15 protein-coding genes are annotated in these 24,156 nt (G+C 60.0%); 8 read left to right on the plus strand and 7 right to left on the minus strand.

Annotation, left to right across the window (positions count from 1 at the left end):
* The first annotated feature begins 95 nt into the window (after positions 1-95).
* The 3 genes from MSL71_RS16720 (at position 96) to MSL71_RS16730 (ending at position 4,528) form a co-directional block, all read left to right on the plus strand.
* Positions 96-1,670, plus strand: a complete 1,575-nt coding sequence (locus MSL71_RS16720; protein ID WP_180142511.1) for a Re/Si-specific NAD(P)(+) transhydrogenase subunit alpha — start codon at positions 96-98, stop codon at positions 1,668-1,670.
* Positions 1,663-3,051 (plus strand): Re/Si-specific NAD(P)(+) transhydrogenase subunit beta, encoded by a 1,389-nt coding sequence (pntB, locus tag MSL71_RS16725; protein WP_180142514.1) that lies wholly within the window; start codon positions 1,663-1,665, stop codon positions 3,049-3,051. Before MSL71_RS16720 ends, pntB begins: the two co-directional genes overlap by 8 nt.
* 619 nt (positions 3,052-3,670) lie before the next feature.
* Complete coding sequence (locus MSL71_RS16730) at positions 3,671-4,528, plus strand: YitT family protein (RefSeq protein WP_180142516.1); 858 nt, start codon at positions 3,671-3,673, stop codon at positions 4,526-4,528.
* Between the two features lie 335 nt (positions 4,529-4,863).
* Here MSL71_RS16730 and MSL71_RS16735 read toward each other — a convergent pair whose 3' ends face one another.
* From MSL71_RS16735 to MSL71_RS16745, 3 genes are all read right to left on the minus strand, one after another.
* Positions 4,864-6,705 (minus strand): methyl-accepting chemotaxis protein, encoded by a 1,842-nt coding sequence (locus MSL71_RS16735; RefSeq protein ID WP_180142518.1) that lies wholly within the window; start codon positions 6,703-6,705, stop codon positions 4,864-4,866.
* Positions 6,706-6,789: 84 nt separating this feature from the next.
* A complete protein-coding gene (locus MSL71_RS16740) occupies positions 6,790-7,395 on the minus strand; it encodes a hypothetical protein (RefSeq protein ID WP_180142520.1) in 606 nt (201 codons plus the stop codon).
* A gap of 39 nt (positions 7,396-7,434) precedes the next feature.
* Positions 7,435-8,358 carry an MBL fold metallo-hydrolase gene (locus MSL71_RS16745; protein ID WP_218951060.1) on the minus strand — a complete coding sequence of 308 codons (924 nt, stop codon included), beginning with the start codon at positions 8,356-8,358 and terminating at the stop codon, positions 7,435-7,437.
* A gap of 500 nt (positions 8,359-8,858) precedes the next feature.
* On the opposite strand from MSL71_RS16745, the gene MSL71_RS16750 reads away from it, so the two are divergent.
* Both MSL71_RS16750 and MSL71_RS16755 read left to right on the plus strand, forming a co-directional pair.
* A complete protein-coding gene (locus tag MSL71_RS16750) occupies positions 8,859-9,872 on the plus strand; it encodes a YhdH/YhfP family quinone oxidoreductase (RefSeq protein ID WP_180142522.1) in 1,014 nt (337 codons plus the stop codon).
* A 204-nt stretch (positions 9,873-10,076) separates the two neighbouring features.
* A complete protein-coding gene (locus MSL71_RS16755; RefSeq protein ID WP_180142524.1) occupies positions 10,077-10,925 on the plus strand; it encodes a mechanosensitive ion channel family protein in 849 nt (282 codons plus the stop codon).
* Positions 10,926-10,934: 9 nt separating this feature from the next.
* Here MSL71_RS16755 and MSL71_RS16760 read toward each other — a convergent pair whose 3' ends face one another.
* The 3 genes from MSL71_RS16760 to tpx form a co-directional block, all read right to left on the minus strand.
* Positions 10,935-11,849 (minus strand): HD-GYP domain-containing protein, encoded by a 915-nt coding sequence (locus MSL71_RS16760; RefSeq protein WP_180142526.1) that lies wholly within the window; start codon positions 11,847-11,849, stop codon positions 10,935-10,937.
* Between the two features lie 153 nt (positions 11,850-12,002).
* Entirely contained in the window at positions 12,003-12,779 is a 777-nt protein-coding gene (locus tag MSL71_RS16765; protein WP_246317812.1) for an exodeoxyribonuclease III, read from the minus strand.
* Between the two features lie 76 nt (positions 12,780-12,855).
* Positions 12,856-13,356 carry a thiol peroxidase gene (gene tpx / locus MSL71_RS16770; protein ID WP_180142530.1) on the minus strand — a complete coding sequence of 167 codons (501 nt, stop codon included), beginning with the start codon at positions 13,354-13,356 and terminating at the stop codon, positions 12,856-12,858.
* Positions 13,357-13,940: 584 nt separating this feature from the next.
* Between tpx and gcvT the strand changes: the two genes are divergently transcribed.
* From gcvT to MSL71_RS16785, 3 genes are all read left to right on the plus strand, one after another.
* Positions 13,941-16,589, plus strand: coding sequence for a glycine cleavage system aminomethyltransferase GcvT (gene gcvT, locus MSL71_RS16775; protein ID WP_180142532.1), 2,649 nt, complete (start codon positions 13,941-13,943; stop codon positions 16,587-16,589).
* 691 nt (positions 16,590-17,280) lie between these two features.
* Positions 17,281-18,015, plus strand: a complete 735-nt coding sequence (locus MSL71_RS16780) for a FadR/GntR family transcriptional regulator (protein ID WP_180142534.1) — start codon at positions 17,281-17,283, stop codon at positions 18,013-18,015.
* A 232-nt stretch (positions 18,016-18,247) separates the two neighbouring features.
* Positions 18,248-21,865, plus strand: coding sequence for a bifunctional proline dehydrogenase/L-glutamate gamma-semialdehyde dehydrogenase (locus MSL71_RS16785; RefSeq protein WP_180142536.1), 3,618 nt, complete (start codon positions 18,248-18,250; stop codon positions 21,863-21,865).
* A gap of 473 nt (positions 21,866-22,338) precedes the next feature.
* Here the strand turns inward: MSL71_RS16785 and MSL71_RS16790 are convergent, their stop codons facing one another.
* Positions 22,339-23,913, minus strand: a complete 1,575-nt coding sequence (locus MSL71_RS16790; protein WP_180142538.1) for an MBL fold metallo-hydrolase RNA specificity domain-containing protein — start codon at positions 23,911-23,913, stop codon at positions 22,339-22,341.
* Positions 23,914-24,156 lie beyond the last annotated feature (243 nt).

Raw genomic sequence — 24,156 nt, forward strand, 5'->3', positions numbered from 1 at the left:
TGCCGTCCCGTCGGCTGGCCCGGATCTGTAATCCCCTCAGATGTCCTCAGAGGGCATCAACGCCCTATCTATACCTGGAAAAGAGGAGATAACCTGTGAACATTGGTATTCCCAGAGAGACCCACGACGACGAGAAACGGGTGGCAGCCACGCCGGAGAGCGTGAAGACCCTGATCCGCCTGGGGTACGACGTGTCCGTGGAATCCGGTGCCGGAGAGGCCGCCGGATTCGTTGACGGCGCCTATGAGGCCGCCGGTGCGGCACTAACCGACGCAGAGGCGGTGTGGACCGCCTCGGACATGGTGCTCAAGGTGCGGCCCCCGGCCCTTGCCGAGGCAGAGCAGATGAAAGAGGGGGCCGCCCTGGTCGCCTTTGTCCAGCCCGCTGTGAACCCCGAACTGGTGGAGTTGCTGAAAACCAGACGAATCACCGCCCTTGCCATGGACCAGGTGCCGCGCATCACCCGTGCCCAGAAGCTCGATGCCTTAAGCTCCATGGCCAACATCGCCGGGTACCGGGCCGTGGTGGAAGCGGCCGGGGCCTTCGGGCGCTTTTTCACCGGCCAGGTCACGGCCGCAGGCAAGGTGCCTCCGGCAACGGTTCTGGTCATCGGGGCCGGGGTGGCCGGGCTTTCGGCCATCGGCACCGCAGGGGGCTTAGGGGCCGTGGTGCGGGCCTTTGACACCCGCCCGGAGGTCAAAGAGCAGGTGGAGAGCATGGGCGCGTCCTTTCTCCTGCTGGACGTGGCCGAGGAGGGCAGCGGTACCGGCGGGTACGCCAAGGAGATGAGCAAGGCCTTTATCGAGGCGGAGATGGCTTTGTTTGCCGAGCAGGCAAAGGAGGTGGACATCATCGTCACCACCGCCATGATCCCCGGGAAAAAAGCCCCGGTCCTCATCACCAAAGAGATGGTGGCCTCCATGAAGCCCGGGAGCGTCATCGTGGATCTGGCCGCCGAACAGGGGGGCAACTGCGAGCTCACCGAACCCGGTGCGGCCGTGGTGAAGGAGGGGGTCACCCTCATCGGCTATACGGACATGGTGAGCCGCCTGGCCAACCAGGCCAGCCGCCTCTACGCCACCAACCTCACCCACCTTCTGGACAACCTCACCCCGGACAAAGGCGGGGAGGCAGCCTTCGACATGGAGGACGAGGTGGTACGCGGCATGATGGTCACCAAAGACGGGGAGGTCACGTGGCCGCCCCCCGCCCCCAAGGCCTCGGGTCCGGCGCCCCAGGCCCCCACGCCTGAGCCGGAGGCCCCTGCCCCGGAACCGAACGCCATGAAGAAGGCCTGGCGGCGCTGGTGGCCCCAGGTGATGCCCTTTGTCCTGCTGGCCGCAGGCGGTTTTTTTCTTTATGAGATGGGCACGGTGGTGCCCCAGGCGTTTCTGCAGCACATGACGGTATTTGTTTTGGCCTGCTTTGTGGGGTACATGGTGATCTGGAACGTCACCCCCTCCCTTCACACGCCCCTCATGAGCGTCACCAATGCCATCAGCGGCATCATCGTCATCGGGGCGCTCCTGCAGATCTCCGGGCCTTTTTTCAGCTTGAAGACCTGGCTGGCGGCCTTTGCCGTTCTTATCGCCACCATCAACGTGTTCGGAGGTTTTTTCGTGACCCAGCGCATGCTGAAGATGTTCAGGAAAGGAGGCGACAATGAGTAGCGGCCTCATCACCACAGCCTACATTGCGGCAGGCGTTCTCTTTATTCTCTCATTGGGGGGCCTGAGCAACCAGGAGACGGCCCGGCGGGGCAACCTCTACGGCATCCTCGGCATGGCCATCGCCCTTCTGGCCACCATTCTCGGCCATGAGGTGACGGGCTATGCCCTCATCATCGTGACCATGGGCATCGGCGGCGGCATCGGCGTCATGGTCTCCCGCAAGGTCCAGATGACCCAGATGCCCGAGCTGGTGGCCATTCTCCACAGCTTTGTGGGCATGGCCGCCGTGTTGGTGGGTATTGCCGGGTATCTGGATCCCGAGATGCATTACACGGGCATTGAAAAAACCATCCATGAGGTGGAGGTTTTTCTCGGGGTCTTTATCGGGGCCGTGACCTTTACGGGCTCGGTGGTGGCCTTTGGCAAGCTCCGGGGCACCATCGGCAGCCGCCCGTTGCTTCTGCCCTTCCGGCACCTCATCAACCTGGCCGGGCTCCTTGTGACGTTGGGCATCGGCGTCCTTTTTGTTGGGGCCGAAGGCACGGGGTACCCCCTGTTCGGGCTCTTTATCATGACCTTCATTGCCTTTGGCCTGGGCTGGCACATGGTCATGGCCATCGGCGGGGCGGACATGCCCGTGGTCATCTCCATGCTCAACTCCTACTCGGGGTGGGCAGCCGCCGCCACCGGGTTCATGCTGGGCAATGACCTGCTCATCATTGCAGGGGCCCTGGTGGGCTCCAGCGGGGCCATCCTCTCTTACATCATGTGCAAGGCCATGAACCGGAGTCTGGCCAACGTGATCTTAGGGGGCTTCGGAACCTCCGGGGGCACCGTGGTGGACGGGGGCCAGCAGGGCGAGGCCGTGGCCACCAGCCTGGAGGAGACCGCCGAGCTTCTGAAAGACGCCAAAAATGTGGTGATCGTTCCCGGCTACGGCATGGCCGTGGCCCAGGCCCAGCACCCGGTCTTTGAACTCACCGAGCGCCTCACAAAGGCCGGGGTGAACGTCCGTTTTGCCATCCACCCGGTGGCAGGGCGCATGCCCGGGCACATGAACGTGCTTCTGGCCGAAGCCCGCGTGCCCTACGACATTGTTCTGGAGATGGACGAGATCAACGACGACTTAGGGGACACCGATGCCGTGCTGGTCATCGGGGCCAACGACATTGTCAACCCCTCGGCCCTGGAGGACCCCAACAGCCCCATCGCAGGCATGCCCGTCCTTGAGGTGTGGAACGCCGCTACCGTTGTGGTGCTGAAACGCAGCATGGCAACAGGCTACGCCGGGGTGGAAAACCCCCTCTTTTTTAAAGAGAACACCCGCATGCTCTTTGGTGACGCCAAAGAGAGCATCACCGGCCTGCTGGCTGCGGTGTAGCAGCAAAACGAAGGTGCCTCCTTTAAGGGGGGCACCCGCATACTCTGTTGTTTGGAAAAGGGGATCGGCCGAAACAGGCCGGTCCCCTTTTTTATGTGCCCGCTTCACTGGCCGGAGAGCCCTGGTCCCCGCTTTTTAACGCGACACAATCTCCACCCGTTTTTGGGGGCGGCTGGTATTTTTGACTGTTTCTCCTGAACAAAACAAGAAATATGCCGATCGGCATCGCTCGCAAAGATTTAAAAATACAGCAAAAATCAATTCCGGTATTTCGGAGTTAAAAAAAGTGAAACAGATGGAATAAATTTTCTTGACACGCCTTTTTTGCTCTGCCATAAAGCGCCACACGTTGTGTGGGTGCCGTGGTCCATATCCCTTTGGATTACGGTGTTTTCCTTGATATCCTTTTGCCCGTACGGAGCGCCTATTCCGTGCATCTTATGCCGTTATCCGACAGGGTGGGTCCCACAGCTCGAACCGCCCGATTATCCATTTGATAAGTTGATCTGATTTTTGAAAATTGACTCACCATTTTTAGGGATCCGGCAGCGTTGACGCGATATGTTTCGCGCCTTCCGTTGCATGGCCTGCAGGATCCGGTGCGTCTGGAGGTTCAGCCATGCTCAAGAAAGATTTCACCTACTCCGTCTTCTGGAACTGTTTTCTCATTATTTTCGGAACCCTGATCTACGTGATCGGGCTCAAAGGGATTGCCGACCCCCACAGCTTCGTGCCCGGAGGTCTTTTCGGCCTCGCCTTTTATCTTTACTACCTGTCCGACTGGATGAACCCGGGGATCATCTTCGCCCTGCTGAACATTCCCATGTTCATTGTGGGCAGGATGTGCATCAGCGGGCGCTTTCTGGCCTACAGCTTTCTGGCCATGGTGGTCTCCTCGGTTACCTACAACTTCATCCAGGTGGACCTGGGCATCGTGAATCAGCTTTATGCGGCGGTGACCTGCGGGGTGTTTGTGGGGATCGGGTCCGGCATCGTGCTGAGGTCCCTGGGGTCCAACGGCGGACTGGACATTATCGCGGTGACCCTCTACCAGAAGTTCAACGTGGGCCTCGGCAAGTTTTACATCATCTTCAACGTGGTGCTCTACAGCTTCAGTTTTGCCACCATGAACACCGACCTGGTCATCGCCTCCATCATTTCGGTGTTCGTCACCTCCGTGAGCATGGACTATGCCCTGTCCATGTTCAACCAGAGGAAGATGGTCCTGGTGGTCACGGAGAAGCCGGAGTGTATTTCAAAGGAGATCATCGACAAGCTCAAGATCAGCACCACCTTTTTAAACGGCCAGGGCGCCTACACCGGTCGGGACAAGAAGATCCTCATGACCGTGATCAACAATATCCAGCTCAAGCGCCTGGAGGAGATCGTTTTCACCAAGGACGAGGAGGCTCTCTTTATCGTGGAGAACACCTTCAGCGTCATCGGTGCCAATTTTTCCAAACGGAAGGTCTACTAAAGGAAGGGAGAGGCACAAGCAGGGATACCTGAAAGGGCCACCGCCAGCTAACCGGCGACGGATCTTGAGGGTTTTGTATATGGGCGGCGGGCCCTTGGCCCGCCGCCCTTTTTGGTTGTTACACTGTAACTGTTCAGCTTAAAATTGCCTGCGGCGGCCCTGCCGGGGGCCAAACTTTTGCCCGATTTTATGAGTCGGGTTTGACAAACAGGTCTTAAGTAAGCCTTACAGGCTACGCCGAAACAATGTCGACATTTTCGCACGCCTTAGAAGCGTTTTTTGCGGAGCTTTTTTTTAAAAAAGCGACCCGCCGGAGGCATCGCTGAATAGTGACGTTACACTTTGAATTTTCCCACCAGGGATTTGAGTTCTTCGGCGGATCTGGCCTGGTCGGCGGTGCCGGTGTTGACGCGGGCGCTGCGGGTGGCCACATCGCCGATGAGCTGGTTGACCTCGGCAATGTCCGTGGCGATTTCCCCGGCCACGGTGGCGTTCTGGGCGATGTTGGAGTTGACGTCGTCGACCCCCTGGGCCGCCTGGTTGACGTTTTCGGCGATCTCCCGGGTGGTGGCGGACTGCTCTTCCACGGCCGCGGCAATGGCCCCCACCATCTCATTGACGTTGTGGATGGACTTGTTGATCTCGTTGATGTCCCGCACCGTGCCTGAAGCCGACCGCTGGTTGGTTTCGATCTTTTCCCGGATCTCCTGGGTGGCCCGTGCCGTGAGCTCGGCAAGCTCCTTGATCTCCGAGGCCACCACGGCAAACCCCTTGCCCGCGTCCCCGGCCCGGGCTGCCTCGATGGTGGCGTTGAGGGCCAGGAGCTTGGTCTGCTCGGAGATGTCGGTGATGGTTTCCACCACCTTGCCGATCTCCTGGGCGGAGGTGCCCAGCTCTTCCACCTGGGTGGAGGCGCTGTTGGCCTGGCCCACGGCCAGGCCGGTTGCCTGGCTGGCCTCTTCGGAGTTGCGGGCGATCTCGCCCAGGGAGCCTGTCATCTCTTCGGTGGCCGCGGCGATCATGGCGATGTTGGCTGCGGTCTGCTCCATGGTGGCGGCAATGGCGGTGAAGTGGCTGCTCATCTCGTCGGCGGCGCCGGCAACGGTGGTGGACTTGCCGGACATGGCCTCGGTGTCCGTGGACATGCCATGGGACAGGTCGGAAAGCCCGCTGGAGGCGGACAGGAGGGTGCCTGCGTTGTCGTTGATCTGGCGGATCATCTCCTGGAGCTGGCCGATGAAGGTGTTGAACCACCGGGAGAGTTCCCCCACCTCGTCGCGGCTGGTGACTTCAAGGCGGGTGGTGAGGTCCCCGTCCCCTTCGGCGATGTCTTTGAGGCCGTCCACCACGCGGTTCACAGGGCGGGTGATGAGGCGGGCCACATACCAGGCAACGGCCAGGGCCACGGCCGCGGAGAGCAGGCCGATGGCGAAAAAGAGGCGGGTCATGCGGGAGGCGTTTTTCCGGGTGGCAGCCCCGGCGGCAAACACCTGGCGCCGGTTGGTTTCGATGAGGTGCTCCTGATCGTTGATGTGGGCCTTTTTGCCTTCGATATCGGCGATGGCCTGCTGGATCCGGTTCTCCTGGATGGCCTGGAGTTCGGCGATGATGCCCCGGACCTCGGTGAAGGCCTTGAAGGCCGAGCCGGTGTCGCTGGCTTTTCTTGCGAAACGGAGTTTCCCCGGGGTGTTGGCCAGGACGAATACCCGCTGGCTTTTTTTCTGCCAGTGCTCAAAGCGCTCCGTGAACCGGGAATAAAGGGCCTGGGTCTCCTCGGTGTCGAATTTGGCCGAGGCCTTCTGCATGTTTGCCTCGGTCTCCTCCATGCTGAGGCGGCTTGCCTCCTGGGCGGCCTTGATCTCTGACGGCTCGCTGGCCACCAGGGACATCTTTTCCGCGATGGCGGCCTGGGTGATGTCCCGGTCTGCTTTCATCATGGCCTTGATGCTTGCCTGGAGTTCCTGGAGCTGCGGGATGTCCCTGTTGATGAGGGGCAGCATGTCGTCGGTGATCAAGGGCAGGATCTGTTGCTCGATGAGCCCTGAAAACTGATTGGTTACGATGTCGTTGAGGTCATCCGACAAGATTCCCAGGGCCCACCTGCCGAGGCCGATCAGCAGGAACAGGGAAAACACGGGGACGCCGATGATGAGGATGCACTTTCGATTTAAGCTCACGTTATTTTTCTCCTGGAAAATCTCCCGGTGCAGTCGGTTGCGGACCGCCCGGAGCGTCATACCGCCCCGGGCGGCCCGAGGGCATTAAAGTTTGTCGAGGAATACACCCACGAGGACTCCGCCCACCACGGTGCCGTCTTCGTCGATGAGGGGAAGGGCCACGTGCTGGAGCTGCGTGTTTTCGGCCTTGTCGAACTTCACGGGGCCGACCTCGATGCTCTGGTCCTTGACGGTGCGTTTGTACTTGCCTTCATCTCCCTGCCAGTAGTCGTTGGGGGTTCTGTGGGAGCCCACCGTTGCGCCCTGGTTGTCGAAGGCAAAGCCCTTGGCCATGGCCGGGGTCCGGTTGGCCAGGGCCTGGAGCGCCTTGCCGCAGTCGTTGGTCAGGAGCTCTTCCATGATGGGGAGCTCCTCTTCGGCTTCCTGCCACTCTTCGTCGATCTTCTGGATCTCGGCTAAGGTGGTGCCCTTGGCGTTGCTTGCCTTGGCCGCATCCACGAGCTCTTTGGTGACGCACAAGGGGATCAGGGTGGTTTTGGTAAAGGCTTTCAAGGCATCTGAGCCTTTGGGGGCGGCGTCGATGTCCTTGGCGACCTTGGCCAGCATCGCTTCAACGGCGGGGTTGGCGGTGCAGAGGCCGGGAAGGCCCAGGAACAGGGCGATGACAAGGATTGAAATGCATTTTTTCATGGGGGGTCCTTTTCCGTGAATCGGTTTTATTCCATTTTATCAATAGGTGATCACGCGGCCGGCGCCCAGGGGCTTGACCACCTTGTCTCCATAGACTTTGCGAAAATGGGCGATGGCGTTTTCTCCGGTGCAGTGACCGCCGTAAAACGTAAACCCTTTGGCTTTAACGGCGTCGGTGTATGCCACGGCTTTTTCCAGCACGTCAGGGGATGCCTTTTTCAGGTGTAGTCCGCCCACCACCGAGAGGATCTTCTCATTGGGGAATTTTTTCTTGATGGCCTTGAGGATGTTGATGTAGCCGGCATGGCCGCACCCGAAGACGGCAACGATGCCCTTGGGGGTCTTGATGGCCAGGGTGGCGTCGTCGATGATGGGGCAGGGGCCGGTGCCGTCTTCGTTGAAGAATTTACCCTGGATGGGCTGGTAGCTGCCCGCCTCCCTGGGGACGTCCGTGAAAAAGTAGAGGCCCTCGTCCAGCTCGGTGACGTTGTTGATGGGCTTGAAGGTGGCCTGGGTGTATTTGCGTGCCAGGTAGGGCATCCCGCAGATGCGGACCGGTGCGCCTTTTTTGACACCGTACTGCTTGTGCCAGATGTAGGGGTGTCCGTAGACCGGGGGTGCCCCTTTGAGGCGGGGGTAGAAGGTGAGGCCGCCGGTGTGGTCGTCGTGGCCGTGGCTGATGGCGATGCCGGAGAGGTCGTCCAGGCTGATGCCCATGCGCTCGGCGTTTTCAAGGTAGATGTTGGTGGTGCCGGTGTCCAGCAGCCAGTGATGCCCGTTGGGCAGCTCAATGGAGATGGAGACGCCGTGCTCCGTGGCAAAACCGTCGGCGGCCGCCTTGTCGTCACACAGGACGGAGAGCTTCAACGGCTGGGCGGCAAAGGCTCCGGTAACCGTGGTCAACAGGATGGTGAGGGCTGTCAGGATAGAAACGATGATCGTGTTTCTGAGATAATTTTGCATAAATTTTCTCCTTGACTCAATATTGCACATGTTTATCGAAAGGGTCACTGGCTTCAGGGCTCTATCTGCTGTTGTCAGGGCCGGGTTCATGGTTGATTCTATGTGAGAGTCGAATAGAAATTAGTTCGGATGAACCTAAGATTTCTTTAGAGGAAAATGGAAGGTATTGATCCTTCCAGGGGAAGATGTGCCTTTTTGTGCCTGGGGCGCTGCGAAGATATAAAGTTAACTTGAAAGGTTACCGGGGTGGTTTCGTGGGGCGTGTGTGTGTCCGTGGATTCACTTTTTGGGCGGGGTTATGTTACCTGTTGGGCCTTTTTGAAAGATTTGTTGTTCGGAATTGTGCCTTGTGAGGGAGCAAAGTTAGCCAGCGGCAGGGGGGACATTTCCACAGGAAGGGTTCCCTCACGCGGTGTGGATTCCACAATGACATTTTTGGGTTTCCGTCGTACAATATGTGTGTCATCTCGCTGAATACGGATACAAAACGGAGGTGAGCCATGGAACATGCGAGTTGGGAGAACGTGACCTATCATGCGATGGTCGTCTCCGAGGAGGAGGGGACCTTTGTACGACGCATCGAGACCCTTGCCGTTGGGGATTTGCCCCCCGGGGACGTGCTGATCCGGGTGGCCTTTTCGTCCCTCAACTGGAAGGACTGCCTGTCGGCCATGGGGAATCCCGGTGTGACCCGGCGCTACCCCCATACGCCGGGCATCGATGCCGCAGGGATTGTCGCTGAATGCACCACCGAGGGGTTCCACAAAGGGGACAAGGTGATCGTGACCGGGTACGACCTGGGCATGAACACGGCCGGAGGGTTTTCCGAATACATCCGTGTGCCTGAATCCTGGGTGGTGAAACTTCCTGCGGGGTTGACCAGAAAGGAGTCCATGATGCTGGGAACCGCCGGGTTTACGGCGGGGCTTTCCGTCAAGCGCCTCCTGGACCATGGGGTGACCCCTGAGATGGGCACGGTTCTCGTTACCGGGGCCTCCGGAGGCGTCGGGAGCCTGGCCGTGGGGATACTCAAGAAACTCGGCTTTGTGGTGGCGGGCGTCAGCGGGAGGGAGGACAAAGGGGCCTACCTCTCTTCCATCGGCGTGGACCGGGTGCTCTCCCTTGCCGAGGCCGTGGACACGAGCGGCAAGGCCTTGGGAGGAAAACTCTGGGCCGGTGTGGTGGACGCCGTTGGCGGAGATGTCCTTGCCACGGCCATCAAGAACACCATGCACCGCGGGGTGGTGACCTGCTGCGGGAACGTCCGCTCCGATGAACTCACCTCCTCCATCTATCCCTTTATCCTGCGCGGGGTCTCTTTGTGCGGCATTGACTCGGCAACCTGCCCCATGGACGAGCGCCAGGCGGTCTGGGCCCAGCTTGCCGATGCCTGGAAGCCTGAAAATCTCGATGCCATGGTGGAGAGTTTCAACGGGTTGGAGGAACTCGATGACCAGATCGAGCGCATGCTCAGGGGAGACCGCACCGGGCGCAGCATCGTGCACATGCCCTGATGTGATTCTTTCCCCGGTGTAACCATTCAGATCAAACAAGCCTCCGGCGGCCCCGCCGGAGGCTTGTTGAATCATTACATCGTCCCTTCATGTATCCCGTCATGTGCCGCTCCGTCCCGGTGACATCCTTTCCGGCACGCTGACGCATCTTTTTGTCTTGTCATTGCCATCTCATTTAAGACCCATCAACCTAAGGAGGATCCAATGGAATCCATTGTGATGAAGCTTCAGGAGTGGCTGGCGTTTTATGGTTTGAAAGTGGTGGCGGCCCTGGTGATTCTCGTGCTGGGGCGTATTGCCGCAGGCATTCTTCGACGCGTGCTTCGAAACATCATGATCAAGGGGAAGGTGGAGCCCACCCTTATCTCCTTTGTCTGCAGCGTGGTGTACGTGGGCCTCATGGCTTTTGTGATCATCGCGGCCCTGGGCAAGCTGGGGATGCAGACCACCTCGTTCATCGCGGTGCTCGGTGCCGCAGGCCTTGCCGTGGGCCTGGCCCTGCAGGGCTCATTGGCCAACTTCGCCTCCGGGGTCCTTCTGGTGGTCTTTACCCCGTTTAAGGTGGGGCATTTTGTGGAGGCCGGTGGCACCCAGGGCACGGTGAAGGAGATCGGCATGTTCAGCACCGTCATCAAGAGCGTGGACAACAAGCGGATCATCATCCCCAACGCCCAGGTGACCGGCGGCATCATCGTCAACCACACGGCCGAGGATATTCGCCGGGTGGACCTGGTGGCCGGTGTCGGGTACGGGGATAACCTGGATGAGGTGAGACAGACCCTGGAGGATATCCTGAAAAATGAGCCCATGGTCCTTGAAAGCCCCGCCCCCACCATCGCGGTGAGTGAGCTGGGGGAGAGCAGCGTCAACTTTGTGGTGCGTCCCTGGGTGAAGACCGCCGACTACTGGAGCACCTGGTTTTCCCTTCAGGAAGCCATCAAGAAGAGCTTTGACGCCAAGGGCATCTCCATTCCCTTTCCCCAGCGCGATCTTCACCTGAATCTTCCCGAAAACGGGCTCAACGGCCTGACCCAGGGCAGCGCCGGAAGCTGAGAAGCCGGATCAGGCCAGGCAGGTACAGAGATCTTTGAAGAGGGTTTTATCAAAGGCCCCTTTGGTGACCACCTCGTGTTTGATGAGGTTCAGGGTATCAAAGGGGCTTTTGATTTTGCGGTAGGTTTTTTCCCGGTGGGTGAGGTTCTCGTAGCTGTCGATGAGCCCTATGAGCTGGGCTTCGAAGCCGATGTGGGCGATGCCCCTGGGGTACCCGCTGCCGTCCAGGCGCTCGTGGTGCTCCAGGATGGCCCGGGAGATGGAGAAATCAAAGGAGCCTGTCTCCTTGATGATGTCGTGGCCGATGGCGGCGTGGGTCTTGTACTCATCAAACTCTTTGGTGGTGAGCTTGCGGTTTGTGATGACGATGTTGGGGTCCAGGCGGGTTTTTCCGATGTCGTGGAGAAGGGCGGCCAGGGCCAGCTGCCGTGCCTCGTCCGGGGAGAGCTTGCAGTGGGTGCAGTAGAGCATGGTGATGGCCATGGTGTTGATGGAGTGGTCCATGATGGACCGGTCCACGGTGGAGCTTTCGGCCAGCTGTTTTAAGATCAGGGAGTTGTTTCCGTAGCCGTCAAAGACAATGTCGATGGTTTCGGGGAGCTGGGACAGGGAATTCTCCGAGGGCTTGGCCATGGCCTCGGAGACAATGTCGCAGAGGATGGTCTTGACCTTGGTGAGCCCGCCGGGGGTCAGGCTCTGCCGCAGGTGGGTGTTGAAACTTGTCTGCAGCTCATCCACGGCAGCCTGGCTGTCGCGCTTGTGGATATAAATCCGGGGAGGGCGGGTCCGGGCGTCTTCGGTGAAGTTGATGCGTTTGCCCTTGGGCTTGTACAACACGAAGTCGCCGCTGTCCGCCTTGCAATAGAGAGGAACCGAACGGTAATAATGAACCTGGCTCTCCTTGACTTGAATGAAGTCCCCCATACCCCCACACATCACACTCTGGAAAAATGACATCAAAACAACGTCATGCGGCCTCCCCCAATGGGCCGCACGATTTCTGATTGTTGATATCGGCTGCATGTGGAGGAATCTTTACGGTTTCCGCCTAAAAAAATCAGGGTCCGGGGCCTTTTTTCAAGGGATCACAAGATCAAGACCGATGGGACAGTGGTCCGAGCCGAAGATATCGTTATCGATCCAGGCGTCTTTGATCCAGCCGCCCTCGGCAATGTCCCGGCTGACGTAAAAGTAGTCGATGCGCCACCCCGCGTTGTTTTTGCGGGCGTTGAATCGATAGGACCACCAGGAGTACTTCTCCTCCTCCGGGTAGAGGTGGCGGAAGGTGTCCACGTAGCCCATGGCGAGGATACGGTCCAGCCACTCCCGCTCAACGGGAAGGAAACCCGAGCGTTTGGAGTTGGCCTTGGGGTGCCGCAAGTCGATTTCGTTGTGGGCCGTGTTGACGTCCCCGCAGATGATGACGGGGCGTCCCTTGTCCCTGAGGGCGTTGGTGTAGGCAAAGAACGCATCGTAGAACCGGAGCTTGTAGTCCAGCCGTTCATCGCTCTGCTGGCCGTTGGGAAAATAGACGTTGAAGAGGGTGAACTTTTCGTACTCAAGCTCCAGGATACGCCCTTCATCGTCAAACTCCGGGGTCCCAATGCCGTGTCGCACGGCCACGGGGGCGGTTTTTGTCCAGGCCCCGACCCCGCTGTACCCTTTTTTGACCGTGGAAAACGACCAGTGAGCCTTGGAGCCGTTGAGGGCTGTCATCTCCGGGGTGAGCTGGGGCTCCTGGAGCTTGGTCTCCTGGACCATGAGCACGTCGGCCCCGAGTCGCTCTGCGGCCCCTTGAAAATCCTTTTTCCAGACGGCCCGCAGGCCGTTGACATTCCATGATACCAATCGCACGTTGTCCGATCCCATCGTTGTCCTTTCTCTGCGCAATCATCGGTTAACGGCGGCCCCTTTAAAGGGGCCATCCGCATCAGGCCAGGGAGGCCAGGATCTCGTCGTAGGGGGGCTCTTCCTTCAGGTCCTTTGAAAAGGATGAATAGATGACGGTGCCCTCTTCGTCAAGGACCACCACGGCCCGGGCAAGGAGCCCCTGCAGGGGTCCTTCGGCAATGCGGACCCCGTAGGCATCCCCGAACCCGCGGGTGCGGAGCTCGGACACCGGGGTGACCCCGTCGATGCCCTCGGTTTCGCAGAACCGCTTGTGGGCAAAGGGCAGGTCGGCGGAGACGCTCAGAACCTGGGTGTTGGCAAGGGAAGCGGCCTCCTGGTTGAACCGGCGCACCGACGCCGAGCAGACCGGCGTGTCGATGCTGGGGAAGATATTCAAGACGATGCGTTTGCCCGCCAGGTCAGGAAGGCTCACATCCGTCAGGTCGGTCTTGGTCAGGGTGAACCCCGGGGCTTTGGAGCCCACATCGGGGAGGTTGCCTGTGGTGTTGGCGGGTGTGCCGCCGATCATGATCACTGCCATGTGTTCTCTCCTTGAGGGTTAAGGCGTTGTGGTGCCGCCATGCATTGATGAACAGCGTCGATGAAGATGGGTATACAAGATGTGTGCCGGGGCGCAAGGGCCCACGCAGGAAGATGTGAAAAAGATGGTATTTTGACGGTTTGTGGGATTATACCAGCTCTTCGGCGGGCAGGGCAAGGGGGGATGGACCGCCGCCGTGAGACGAAAGTGCATCGGGTGTCTCCCCTTGCACGTCAGTCGGTGATGCGGGGGTGACACAGGGTTCACGCATTTAGATTTTTGCCTCCGGCGGCCCTGCCGGGGGCCAAACTTTTGAAAAGTTTGACAAACAGGTTTTGTTTTTTGAGGATGCGTCCCTACAAGGCATAGCCCCTCTTCTTTCTTTATTACCGGAACGTTTTTGCGGAGCTTTTTTCAAAAAGCGACCCGCCGGAGGCAACTGAATGTTCAAATGCGTTGACTCTGGGGGGTGACATCCCAATGGTTCCTTTTGAGGGGTCTCGGTGGTACAATGGCCCATCCGCACCGGATGTACCCATCTGAAAATTCCCGGGTAATGACACAGGCCAGAGGAGGAGACGACCATGACGGAACTTCACCGCACGCCGTTTTTCACCTGCCACCTTCGGGCCGGAGCCCGACTCGTTCCCTTCGGGGGATGGGAGATGCCCCTGGAGTACCCATCGGGCATCGTGGCCGAGCACCTCACCACCCGAAAAAAGGCCGGGCTCTTTGACGTCTCCCACATGGGGCGTTTTGTCGTCTCCGGAGACGATGCCCTCGGCTTTCTTCAGCATGTCCTCACCAACAACGCCGCCGCCCTCGCCGTGGGGGAGGCCCAGTACACCATGATCCCCACCGAAGGGGGCGGGGCCGTGGACGATGCCTACCTCTATCGGTTTCAACAGGAGGGCTTTCTCCTGGTGGTCAACGCCGCCAACCGGACCAGGGACTGGCACCATTTTCAGGCTCATCTGGAGGCGTTCCAGAATGTCTCCCTGCATGACGCCACCTTTGATCAGGCCATGCTGAGCCTCCAGGGTCCTGCTTCCAAAACCCTCCTTGGCGGCTTGCTGGAGGAGGGTGCCCTGCCCGAGCCCAGGCGCAATGCCCTCTCCGAGGTGAAACTTAAAGGCGTGCCCGTGCGACTGGCCCGCACCGGGTACACAGGCGAACCCCTGTGCTTCGAGCTCTTCTGCGACACGGCCCATGCCGAGGCACTCTGGGAGATGCTCGTGGCAGAAGGCGCCGAACCCATCGGCCTGGGGGCACGGGATACCCTGCGCCTGGAAGCGGGCCTGCCCCTGTACGGCCACGAGCTGGGGCAGGACCCCGACGGGGGAGAGATTCCCGTGTTTGCATGCCCCCTTGCGCGGTTTGCCGTGAGCTTGAGCCCCCTGAAAGGCGATTTTGTGGGGCGGGAGGCCCTGACACGGCAACACAGGGCGTTTTCCTGCCTTGTGGCCGGTGATGACTCCCTCAAAGGGGATCTGCCCCGCATGGCTAAGCCCCTGGCCCTTACCGGCAAAGGCATCGCCCGGCAGGGATGCCGTGTCTTCAGGCGCGGTGCCCCGGTGGGCTATGTGAGCAGCGGGACCATGGTTCCCTACTGGGTGATGGACGGTGAGGGCATCCGTACGCATTTGACCGGGGAGAAGGGGCGGCGGGCCATCTGCATCGCCATGGTGGACAGCGATTTAAGGGAAGGGCAGGCCCTGGAGGTGGAGATCCGGGGAAAAATGAGCGAGGCCGTCATCGTGCCCTGCCACATGCGGAGCGATGCCCCGCCGTACGCCCGGCCGGTGCTGGCGGACACAGCCCCGCATCAGGACGATCAGGACGCCATGGGCGAGGTGATGCCCAAGGTTCGGGCCTTGATAAAGGAGGCCGCAGACAACACGGCCTGGCGCCAGGGTGCCTGCATCAACCTGATCCCCTCCGAACAGTCGGTCTCTCCGGTGGTCAAGCTCCTCTCGGTCATGGATCCGGCCGGGCGCTATGCCGAGCACAAAAAGGTGGCGGCCTTAAAAGATGCCGAGGTCTTTTATTATCAGGGCACCGACTTCATCGCCCGGGCAGAGGCGCAGCTTGAAGTGGAGATGCGGACTTTCCTGGGGTGCGCCCAGGCCGAAACCCGTGTGATCTCCGGCCAGATGGCCAACACCGCGGTCTTCAGCGCCATGGTGGATTACCTCAACCGGGCCGACCGCAAAACCGAGCAGCGCCGCATGCGTCGCGTCATGAACCACCACATCATGAAGGGGGGACACCTGAGCGCTCAGCCCATGGGCGCTTTAAGGGACTTTATCGCCCGGGACCCGCGCACCGAAAAACCCGCGGTGGTCAACTTTCCCGTCCTTGGCCACAACCCGTTCAAGGTGGACGTGGATGCCTGCAGGTGGCTTCTGGAGGCCGAAAAGCCTGAGCTGATCATCTTTGGCAAGAGCATGGTCCTGCACAAAGAGCCGGTGCGGGAGATCCGTGCCATGGTGGACGAGCTGGGCCTCGATGCCGTCCTCATGTACGACATGGCCCACGTCCTGGGTCTTGCCGGGCCCTGGTTCCAGGAGCCCTTTGCCGAAGGGGCCGACCTTGTCACCGGCTCCACCCACAAAACCTTTTTCGGCCCCCAGCGGGGCGTGATCACCGCCGACATGGCCGACGACGATCCCCGGCTTCCCCTGTGGGACGCCATCACCCGTCGCACCTTTCCCGGCAGCGTGAGCAACCATCACCTGGGAACCCTTTTGGGGCTCTGCGCCGCGGCCATGGAGATGAACGCCTTTAAACAGACCTATCAGAAGAAGGTGCTGGAAAATGCCCGCTACTTTGCTCAGGCCCTTGCCGACTGCGGCCTGGAGGTGGCCGGTGACCCGGCCGAAGGCTACACCGAGACCCACCAGGTGATCATCAAGGTGGGCTACGCCAAAGGCCCGGAAGCCGCCCGGCACCTGGAAGAGAACAACATCCTGGTGAACTACCAGGCCGTCCCCGAAGAGGAGGGCTTCACCGCCTCCGGCGCCCTGCGTACCGGCGTCCAGGAGATGACCCGCTTCGGTATGGAAAAAGAGGATTTCGGCGCCCTGGCCGAACTCATGGCAGATGTCCTCATCAACGGCAAGGGCGTCCGGGACGAGGTGGCGGCCTTCAGGGGCCGGTTCACCCAGATGCGATACTGCTTCAGGAACGAAGAACTCGACGGCCTCTTGGAACAGCTGCACCAGTGGATATGAGGGTGACTCGTACCTGCCTCCGGCGGCGAGGTGAGCCACCTCGAAAGCTTATTGCCGTTGCGTTTTGTCCCTCGTTCCTCGGGCCAAATCGCAACGGCCTTCGGCTCGGGCTTCGCCCGAAGCATATGCTGGTGGTTTGTGCGAGCGATACGACAAGCCTTGAAGGATTAGAATTCGTTATCGTAACTCGTTGGTTATCAGCTTTAACCGGATTGCCTACGACGGCAAGGTGGGGGCACCTTGAAACCCTGTGGCGAATGGATGAAGGCAGTCCTGATGCACGCGTTTTCGGGGCATTCGCGTGAGGTGTGGCAACCGGTCTTGCAGGAGAGGCCCATTTCATTCTTCTGGAGACGGATGAAAGGCAGTTGGACATCGCTTGACTTTAGCCGGAATAACTCCGGTGCTCCTGCCGGAGGCGCGCTTTTTTTCTATGTTGCACATAAGAAGGCAATCGAAACGTTCAGCTCACCGCTCCTCAGATGCTTGCTCGTCTATAAAGAACTTTTTCAGAGTGTTGTCTTTCTTGACAAAGGCTGGGTGTGTAAAGTATCTAATGGTTAAACCATTTAATTCTCGTGCCCGTTTCCTCCCCTTTTCCGAGCTGACATCGCCTGGGAAAACAGAGTCGGACGGGCTTTGTTCTGTTGATCCGTGCATCCATTACCGGCCAGGGAGCCGTGAAAGACATATGTTTGAGAAAGCAAAACAGAGTCGCATTTTCCAAGACGTGGTGGACCAGATCCAGGAAGCCATCCTGGACGGGCGCATCAAACCCGGCGAGAAGCTGCCCTCCGAGCGGGAGCTCAAAGAGACCTTCAACATCAGCCGGGGCACCCTAAGAGAAGCCCTTCGGGTCCTGGAGCAGAAAGGGCTTATCGAGATTCGCCTGGGCGTCCATGGCGGGGCCATCGTCAAGCAGGCCTCCACCGAGCCCATGCTGGAGAGCCTCTCCCTTATGGTGCGGCGAAAAGAGATCCCCTTTGAAAACCTGCAGGAGTTTCGAAGCTCCGTGGAGGCGGACATCGCCTCTTTGGCCGCCCAGCGCCGCACCGACGAGGACATGGTCTTCCTTGCCGAAATCCTGGAAGAGACCCGGGTCCACCTGGAAGACCACTACGACTGGGACGCCTTCATCGCCGCCGACGGCAGGTTCCACCAGGAGCTGGCCCGCATCGCCCGCAATCGCCTCTTCTCCCTGGTCCAGAAGGCCGTCCACGAAAACATCCACGAGTATTACGAGGCCTATCTGGCAAGGAAAAAAGAGATCCTGGTCGAGAACCACCAGGACCTCATCGATCTCTTTCACGCAGTTAAAGACGGCAACGGCGTCCGCGCCGCTGCCCTCATGGGCAGCCACGTGGTTAAATTCGACCGCCATATGACAAAGCTCGTGAATACCCCTACCTCGCCTGTCGCGCCGTAGCCCGCGACGGCGAGGGTTGCGAAGCCACGGTAGCGAAAACACCTCGAAAGCTGATTGCCCTTGCACTCGGAACTCACCACGGGCGAAACCCGTCAGGGAATGTGATGAGCCTGAGGAACGAAGGCGAAAGAGCATTCCCGAACCTGGGGTCCAGGGGATGTATCCCCTGGTTTTTATGCATGTTAACCAGAAAAGATAGATTGTGACTTATATGACATAGGAAGGAAGGATCATGGAAAAGCAGACAGAAGCGAGACTGGTTCAGGAGGCGGTGGCTCTGGCCGAGCAGTGGCAGACCCGCGCCAACGAGTTGTTGACCCCGGATGAGAAGAAGATTCAAAAGATGATGAGTCGGCTTCTCACCCACCCCATGGACAAGGTGATCCTCACGCGGATGATCGACGAGAGTTTTCGGTCGAGCCTCACTCCCAAAGTGGCGGATCGGGTCTACACCCTCCTGAAGGAGAAGGGGATCCCCAAGTTCATGGGGCCCCTGGAAAAATCGCTGATGATGCTTTTCATGGGGGTGGGGCGCCACATCCCCTGGGTCTCCGTGCCCCAGATGGTGGAGCAGATCCGAAAGCAGAGCAGCCGGGCCGTGGTCCCCGGCGAGGAGGGCCCCTTCAAGGCCCATCTTGCCAAGCGCAAAGAAGAAGGGGTCCGCATGAACATCAACCACATCGGCGAGGCCGTGCTGGGGGAAGAGGAGGCGGAGCACCGTCTTGAAGCCTATGTGCGGGACCTCTCCAGCCCGGACATCGAGTACATCTCCGTCAAGATCTCCACCATCTACTCCCAGATCTCCTCCCTGGCCATGGACGACACCGTGGCAGAGCTGAAAAAACGCCTCACCGTGCTTTTTACCACGGCCGAGAACCACACCTACACCCGCAAAGACGGCACCACGGTGAAAAAGTTCGTGAACCTGGACATGGAGGAGTACAGGGACCTGGAGCTTACGGCCCGGGCCTTCATGGAGACCCTGGAGCAGAAGGAGCTGAAAAACCACGCCGCGGGCATCGTGCTTCAGGCCTATCTCCCGGACTCCTGGGCCATGCAGCGCAGGCTCACCGAGTGGGCCAAAGAGCGCGTGGCAGACGGCGGGGCGCCCATCAAGCTGCGCATCGTCAAGGGCGCCAACATGGAGATGGAGCAGGTGGAATCGGCCCTGCACAACTGGCCCCTGGCCCCCTTCGACAACAAGCCCTTTGTGGACGCCAACTACAAGCGCATGGCCGAATACGCCATGGAGCCCGAGAACATCCAGGCCGTGCGCCTGGGCATCGCCTCCCACAACCTCTTTGAGCTGGCCTTTGCCTATGCCATGGCCAAAGAGAACCAGGTCACCGAGTACTTCGGCTTTGAAATGCTCGAAGGCATGGCCGACCATGTGCGCCGGGCCATTCTGGAGACCACCGGGGACGTGCTCCTCTACGCGCCGGTGGCCGGAAAAGAGCAGTTCATTAACGCCATCGCTTACCTGATTCGCCGCCTGGACGAGAACACGGCCCCGGAGAACTTTCTGCGGTACGCCAACGACTTGAAACCGGGGTCCAAAGAGTGGACCTTTCTTGAAAAGGGGTTCAGGGCTTCCCTTGAATTGCGGGAAAAAGCGCCCAAAACCTCCAATCGCGTCCAGGATCGCCAGATAGAAACCTGGGACGATTTTGAGGGCGGCAGCCATCACACCGGGCGCTTTATCAACGAGGCCGACACGGACTGGGCACTTTCCGGAAACCGGGCCTGGGCCGAAGGGATCCGGGATGCCTGGATGCCCGCAGCGGACAAAGCCCCCCACGAAATTCCCGTGGTGGTGGCAGGCGACGAGCGCTTTGAGGGCAAAAAGATCCGCGAAGGCATGGACCCCTGCCAGTTCAGCGAAAAGAAAAAGGAGAACATCGTCAGCGCCCGCTACGCCATGGCAGACGACGCCGACGCTGAAGAGGCCCTGGAAACAGCCCTGGCCGATCCCGACGGATGGCGGGCCCTGGGCTGGGAAGGCCGTCACGAGGTCCTCTCCCGGGTGGCCGTGGAGATCCGCAAGGCAAGGGCAGACCTCATGGGCGCGGCCGCCGCGTCCACGGGCAAGCTCCTCACCGAGGCCGACGTGGAGGTCTCCGAGGCCATCGATTTTGTGGAGTTCTACCCCTTGAGCGCCCGCAAGCTAGCCGGCCTTAACGGCGTCACCGCAACGGGCAAGGGCGTAGGCCTTGTGATCTCTCCCTGGAACTTTCCCATCGCCATTCCCTGCGGCGGCATCTCCGCCTCCCTTGCCGCAGGCAACACCGTGATCTTCAAGCCCGCGTCGGATGCGGTGCTGCCCGCCTGGATCCTCTGCAACTGCTTCTGGCGCGCCGGGGTGTCCAAAAAGGTTCTCCAGTTCATGCCCTGCTCCGGGGCCACCACCGGCCAGAAACTGGCCACGGACAACAGGGTGGATTACGTGATTCTCACCGGCGGCACCGACACCGGGCTGGCCCTTTTAAAGGCAAAACCCACCCTGGCCCTCTCCGCCGAGACCGGGGGCAAGAACGCCACCATCGTCACCTCCATGTCCGATAGGGACCAGGCCATCAAGAACATCATCCACTCGGCCTTTGGCAACACCGGCCAGAAGTGCTCGGCCACCTCCCTGCTGATCCTGGAAAAGGACGTGTACGAAGACGCCCAGTTCCGCCAGCAGCTGGTGGACGCGGCCCGAAGCTGGTACGTGGGCTCTGCCTGGGAGTACAAAAACAGCATGGGAACCCTGGTGAACCCGCCCTCAGGGGACCTGAAGCGCGGCCTCACCGAGCTGGAGCCCGGAGAGGAGTGGGCCCTGAAACCCGCCCAGGTAGGGGACAACCCCTACCTCTGGAGCCCGGGCATCAAGTACAACGTCAAGCCCGGCAGCTACACCCACATGACCGAATTCTTCGGGCCCGTGCTTGGGGTGATGAAAGCCGATAACCTGGAGCACGCCATCAGCCTGGTGAACCAGACCGGCTACGGCCTTACTTCGGGCATCGAGAGCCTGGACGACCGGGAACAGTCCCTCTGGAAGAACAGCATCAAAGCAGGAAACCTCTACATCAACCGAGGCACCACCGGAGCCATCGTCCTGCGCCAGCCCTTCGGCGGCATGGGCAAGTCTGCCATCGGCTCGGGCATCAAGGCGGGCAGCCCCAACTACGTCAGCCAGTTCATGGCCGTGGAGGAGACCCCGACACCGGTCTTTCCCCCGGTGCAGAAGGAGACCGCCCTCTACCGCTGCTGCCAGGACCTGGAGGCCAAGGCCGCCTGGGGAGGCTTCGGCGCCATGGGTACGGAGATCACCCGGTTCGTCCGGTCGGCCTTCAGCTACATGGGATGGTACGAGGCCGAGTTTGAAAAAGAGACCGACCACTTCCGCCTGAGGGGCCAGGACAACATCGTGCGCTACCTGCCCGTGGGCCACGTGGTGGTGCGCGCCACAAAGGACGACGCACTCGCAGACATCCTTGCCATGTGCTCGGCCGCCCGCGTCACCCAAAACAAGGTGACCCTGAGCCTGTCGCCCGATGCCCCTGAAGAGGTTTTCGACTTTGTCGAGAGCGCCGACGGAGAGCGCCTCCTTGCCGGGATCACCGTGGTCAAAGAGGGGGAAACCTCCCTGACCGCTTATCTCAAAACCGCAGACCGCATGCGCTTTGCCGCCCCGGACCGCGTGCCCGGCGCCCTCCTGGCCAAAGCCGCCGAGACCGGCTTCTACATCGCCAGGACCAAGGTCCTGGCCGAAGGCCGCCTCGAACTGCTCCAGTACGTCCGTGAACAGAGCATCTGCGACAACTACCACCGCTACGGCAACCTCGGAGAACGGGGGCTGTTGTAACGGTGAAAAAACGTGCCTCCGGCGGCAAGGGGCTAAAGCCCCTTGACCCCAGGTTCGGGAATGTTCTTTCGCCTTCGTTCCTCAGGCTCATCACATTCCCTGACGGGCTACGCCCGTGATGAACGGTTCTATACAAAAGCCCCGCCTGCATGCAGGTGGGGCTTTTGTGTTGTGTGTATGGGCTCGTTCCCAGGCTCTGCCTGGGAATGCTCTTCGGAGGCTCTGCCTCCATATTTGATGTCGAGAAAGCCTGCGCCAAGCGCCAGTCATCGAATTTTATATACCGGCAAGGCAGAGCCTTGCTTTAAACACACCCAGGCAGAGCCTGGGAGCGAAAGATACCCAGGTGCGATGTATTGCCCCTTGACTATGAACTCAGCACGGGCGGAGCCCGTCAGCAAATGTGAAGGGGCGAAGCCCCGGAGCATTTGCGAACCTGGGGTCCAGGGGATTTATCCCCTGGCTGCCGGAGGCTATTCCATGGTGATGGTCTGTCCCCGTTTGGGCACAAAGGCGTTGAGGCCTTTTTCCTTGAGGAAGGCGGCAAAGGCTTTGGATTGGTCTTCTTCGCCGTGGACCACGGCGATGTTTTTCACCTGGAGGTTCGATTTTTTGAGAAAGGTGTGCATCTCTTCGCGGTCGGCGTGGGCGGAGAACCCGCCGATTTTCACCACGTCGGCTTTGAGGGGGTACTCCTTGCCCAGGATTTTGACCATGGGGGGCTTGCCTTTTCGGCCGTTTTGCTTGTAGTCCCAGCCCAGTTCCATGATGCGGCGTCCCAGGGTGTGCTGGGCCATGTACCCCACGATGACGATGGTGTTGTTGGGGTTGTGGACCCGGTACCGCAGGTGGTGGAGGATGCGGCCTGCTTCGCACATGCCCGAGGAGGAGATGATGATGTGGGGGGTGATGGACTTCATGCACTCCATGGATTCGGCCACGGTGCTGATGTAGGAGAGCCCTTTGAACTCGAAGGGGTTCATCCCTTTTTCCAGGAAGGTGCGGTGGGCTTCCTTGTCGTAGACCTCCGGGTGTTCGGCAAAGACCCGGGTGAGGTTACCGGCCAGGGGGGAGTCCACGAACACGGGGAACTTGGGGATGCGTCCTTCATTTCTCAGCTCGTGGATGATGTAGACCACGTCCTGGGTTCTTCCGAAGGCAAAGGCAGGGATCACCACCACGCCTTTTTTATCGAAGGTGTCGTTGATCACCTCGGCCAGCCTGTCCTTGAGCTCTTCGGCGGGCTCGTGGTGCCGCGCGCCGTAGGTGCTCTCCATGATCATGAGGTCGATGGGGCCGATGTCGTCCGGGAAGTGGAGGGTGGGGTTTTTCAGGATGGGCCGTCCGAAGCGCCCGATGTCCCCGGTGTAGATGACGTTGAAGCGCCGTCCCCGCTCCCGGAAGGAGATCAGGCACAGGGCGGATCCCAGGATGTGGCCGGCCTCGAAAAAGGTGACGGTCATTCCCTTGCCCACGGTGATGGGCGTGTTGTAGGGGTAGCCGTCAAAGGCGGAGAGGGCTGCCTCGGCGTCGTCCATGGTGTAGAGGGGCTCCACGCTGTTGAGGTTGTGCTTGGTCAGGAGCTCTGCGATGGCTCCCTTGTTGAGGCGCAGGCCGTTGTGCTTGAGGAGCTTGGTGATCTCCGAGCGCTCCCGGTTGGTGAGCTTGTTCTTCCCGTTGGCCAGGTTGTAGAGGTGACCGCGGACGGTTTTGTAGTTGAGGTAAAGGGCATCGGACTCCTGGATGTGGGCGGAGTCCCGCAGCAGGAAGGAGCAGGCGTCGGCCGTGGTGCGGGTGGTGATCACTCGGCCGTTGAAGCCTCCTTTGACCAGCAGGGGGATACGCCCGGAGTGGTCGATGTGGGCGTGGGAGAGGATCATGTTGGTGATGAACTCGGGGTCCACGGGGAAGACGCGGTTTTTGGCCTCGGTCTCTTTGCGTCGGCCCTGAAAGAGCCCGCAGTCCAGCAGGATGCGGTCTTTGCCTGCCTCAAGCAGGTGCATGGACCCGGTGACTTCGCGAATGGCACCGTAGAACGTGACATGCATGGAAGACTCCTTTCACCCCGGCCAGTCGCCGGAGCGGCATGGGATATGGCGGCAAGGTAAGCCACCTAAAAAACGGGTTGGGGAAGATAGTTAACCCTTGTTTGTCGAGCTGGCTGCTGTTGTGCCCGGTAATCCGGGTTTTGGATGTTTTTTAAACATATGGCAGGGGATGCGGGGTGTCAACGAAGCCTGTTGATGCAAGTAAAAAAAGGTATCTATTCAGTTCCCCAAAAGCCTCAGAAC

The sequence above is a fragment of the Desulfoluna butyratoxydans genome, assembly GCF_900699765.1.
GTDB classification, from domain to species: Bacteria; Desulfobacterota; Desulfobacteria; order Desulfobacterales; family Desulfolunaceae; genus Desulfoluna; species Desulfoluna butyratoxydans.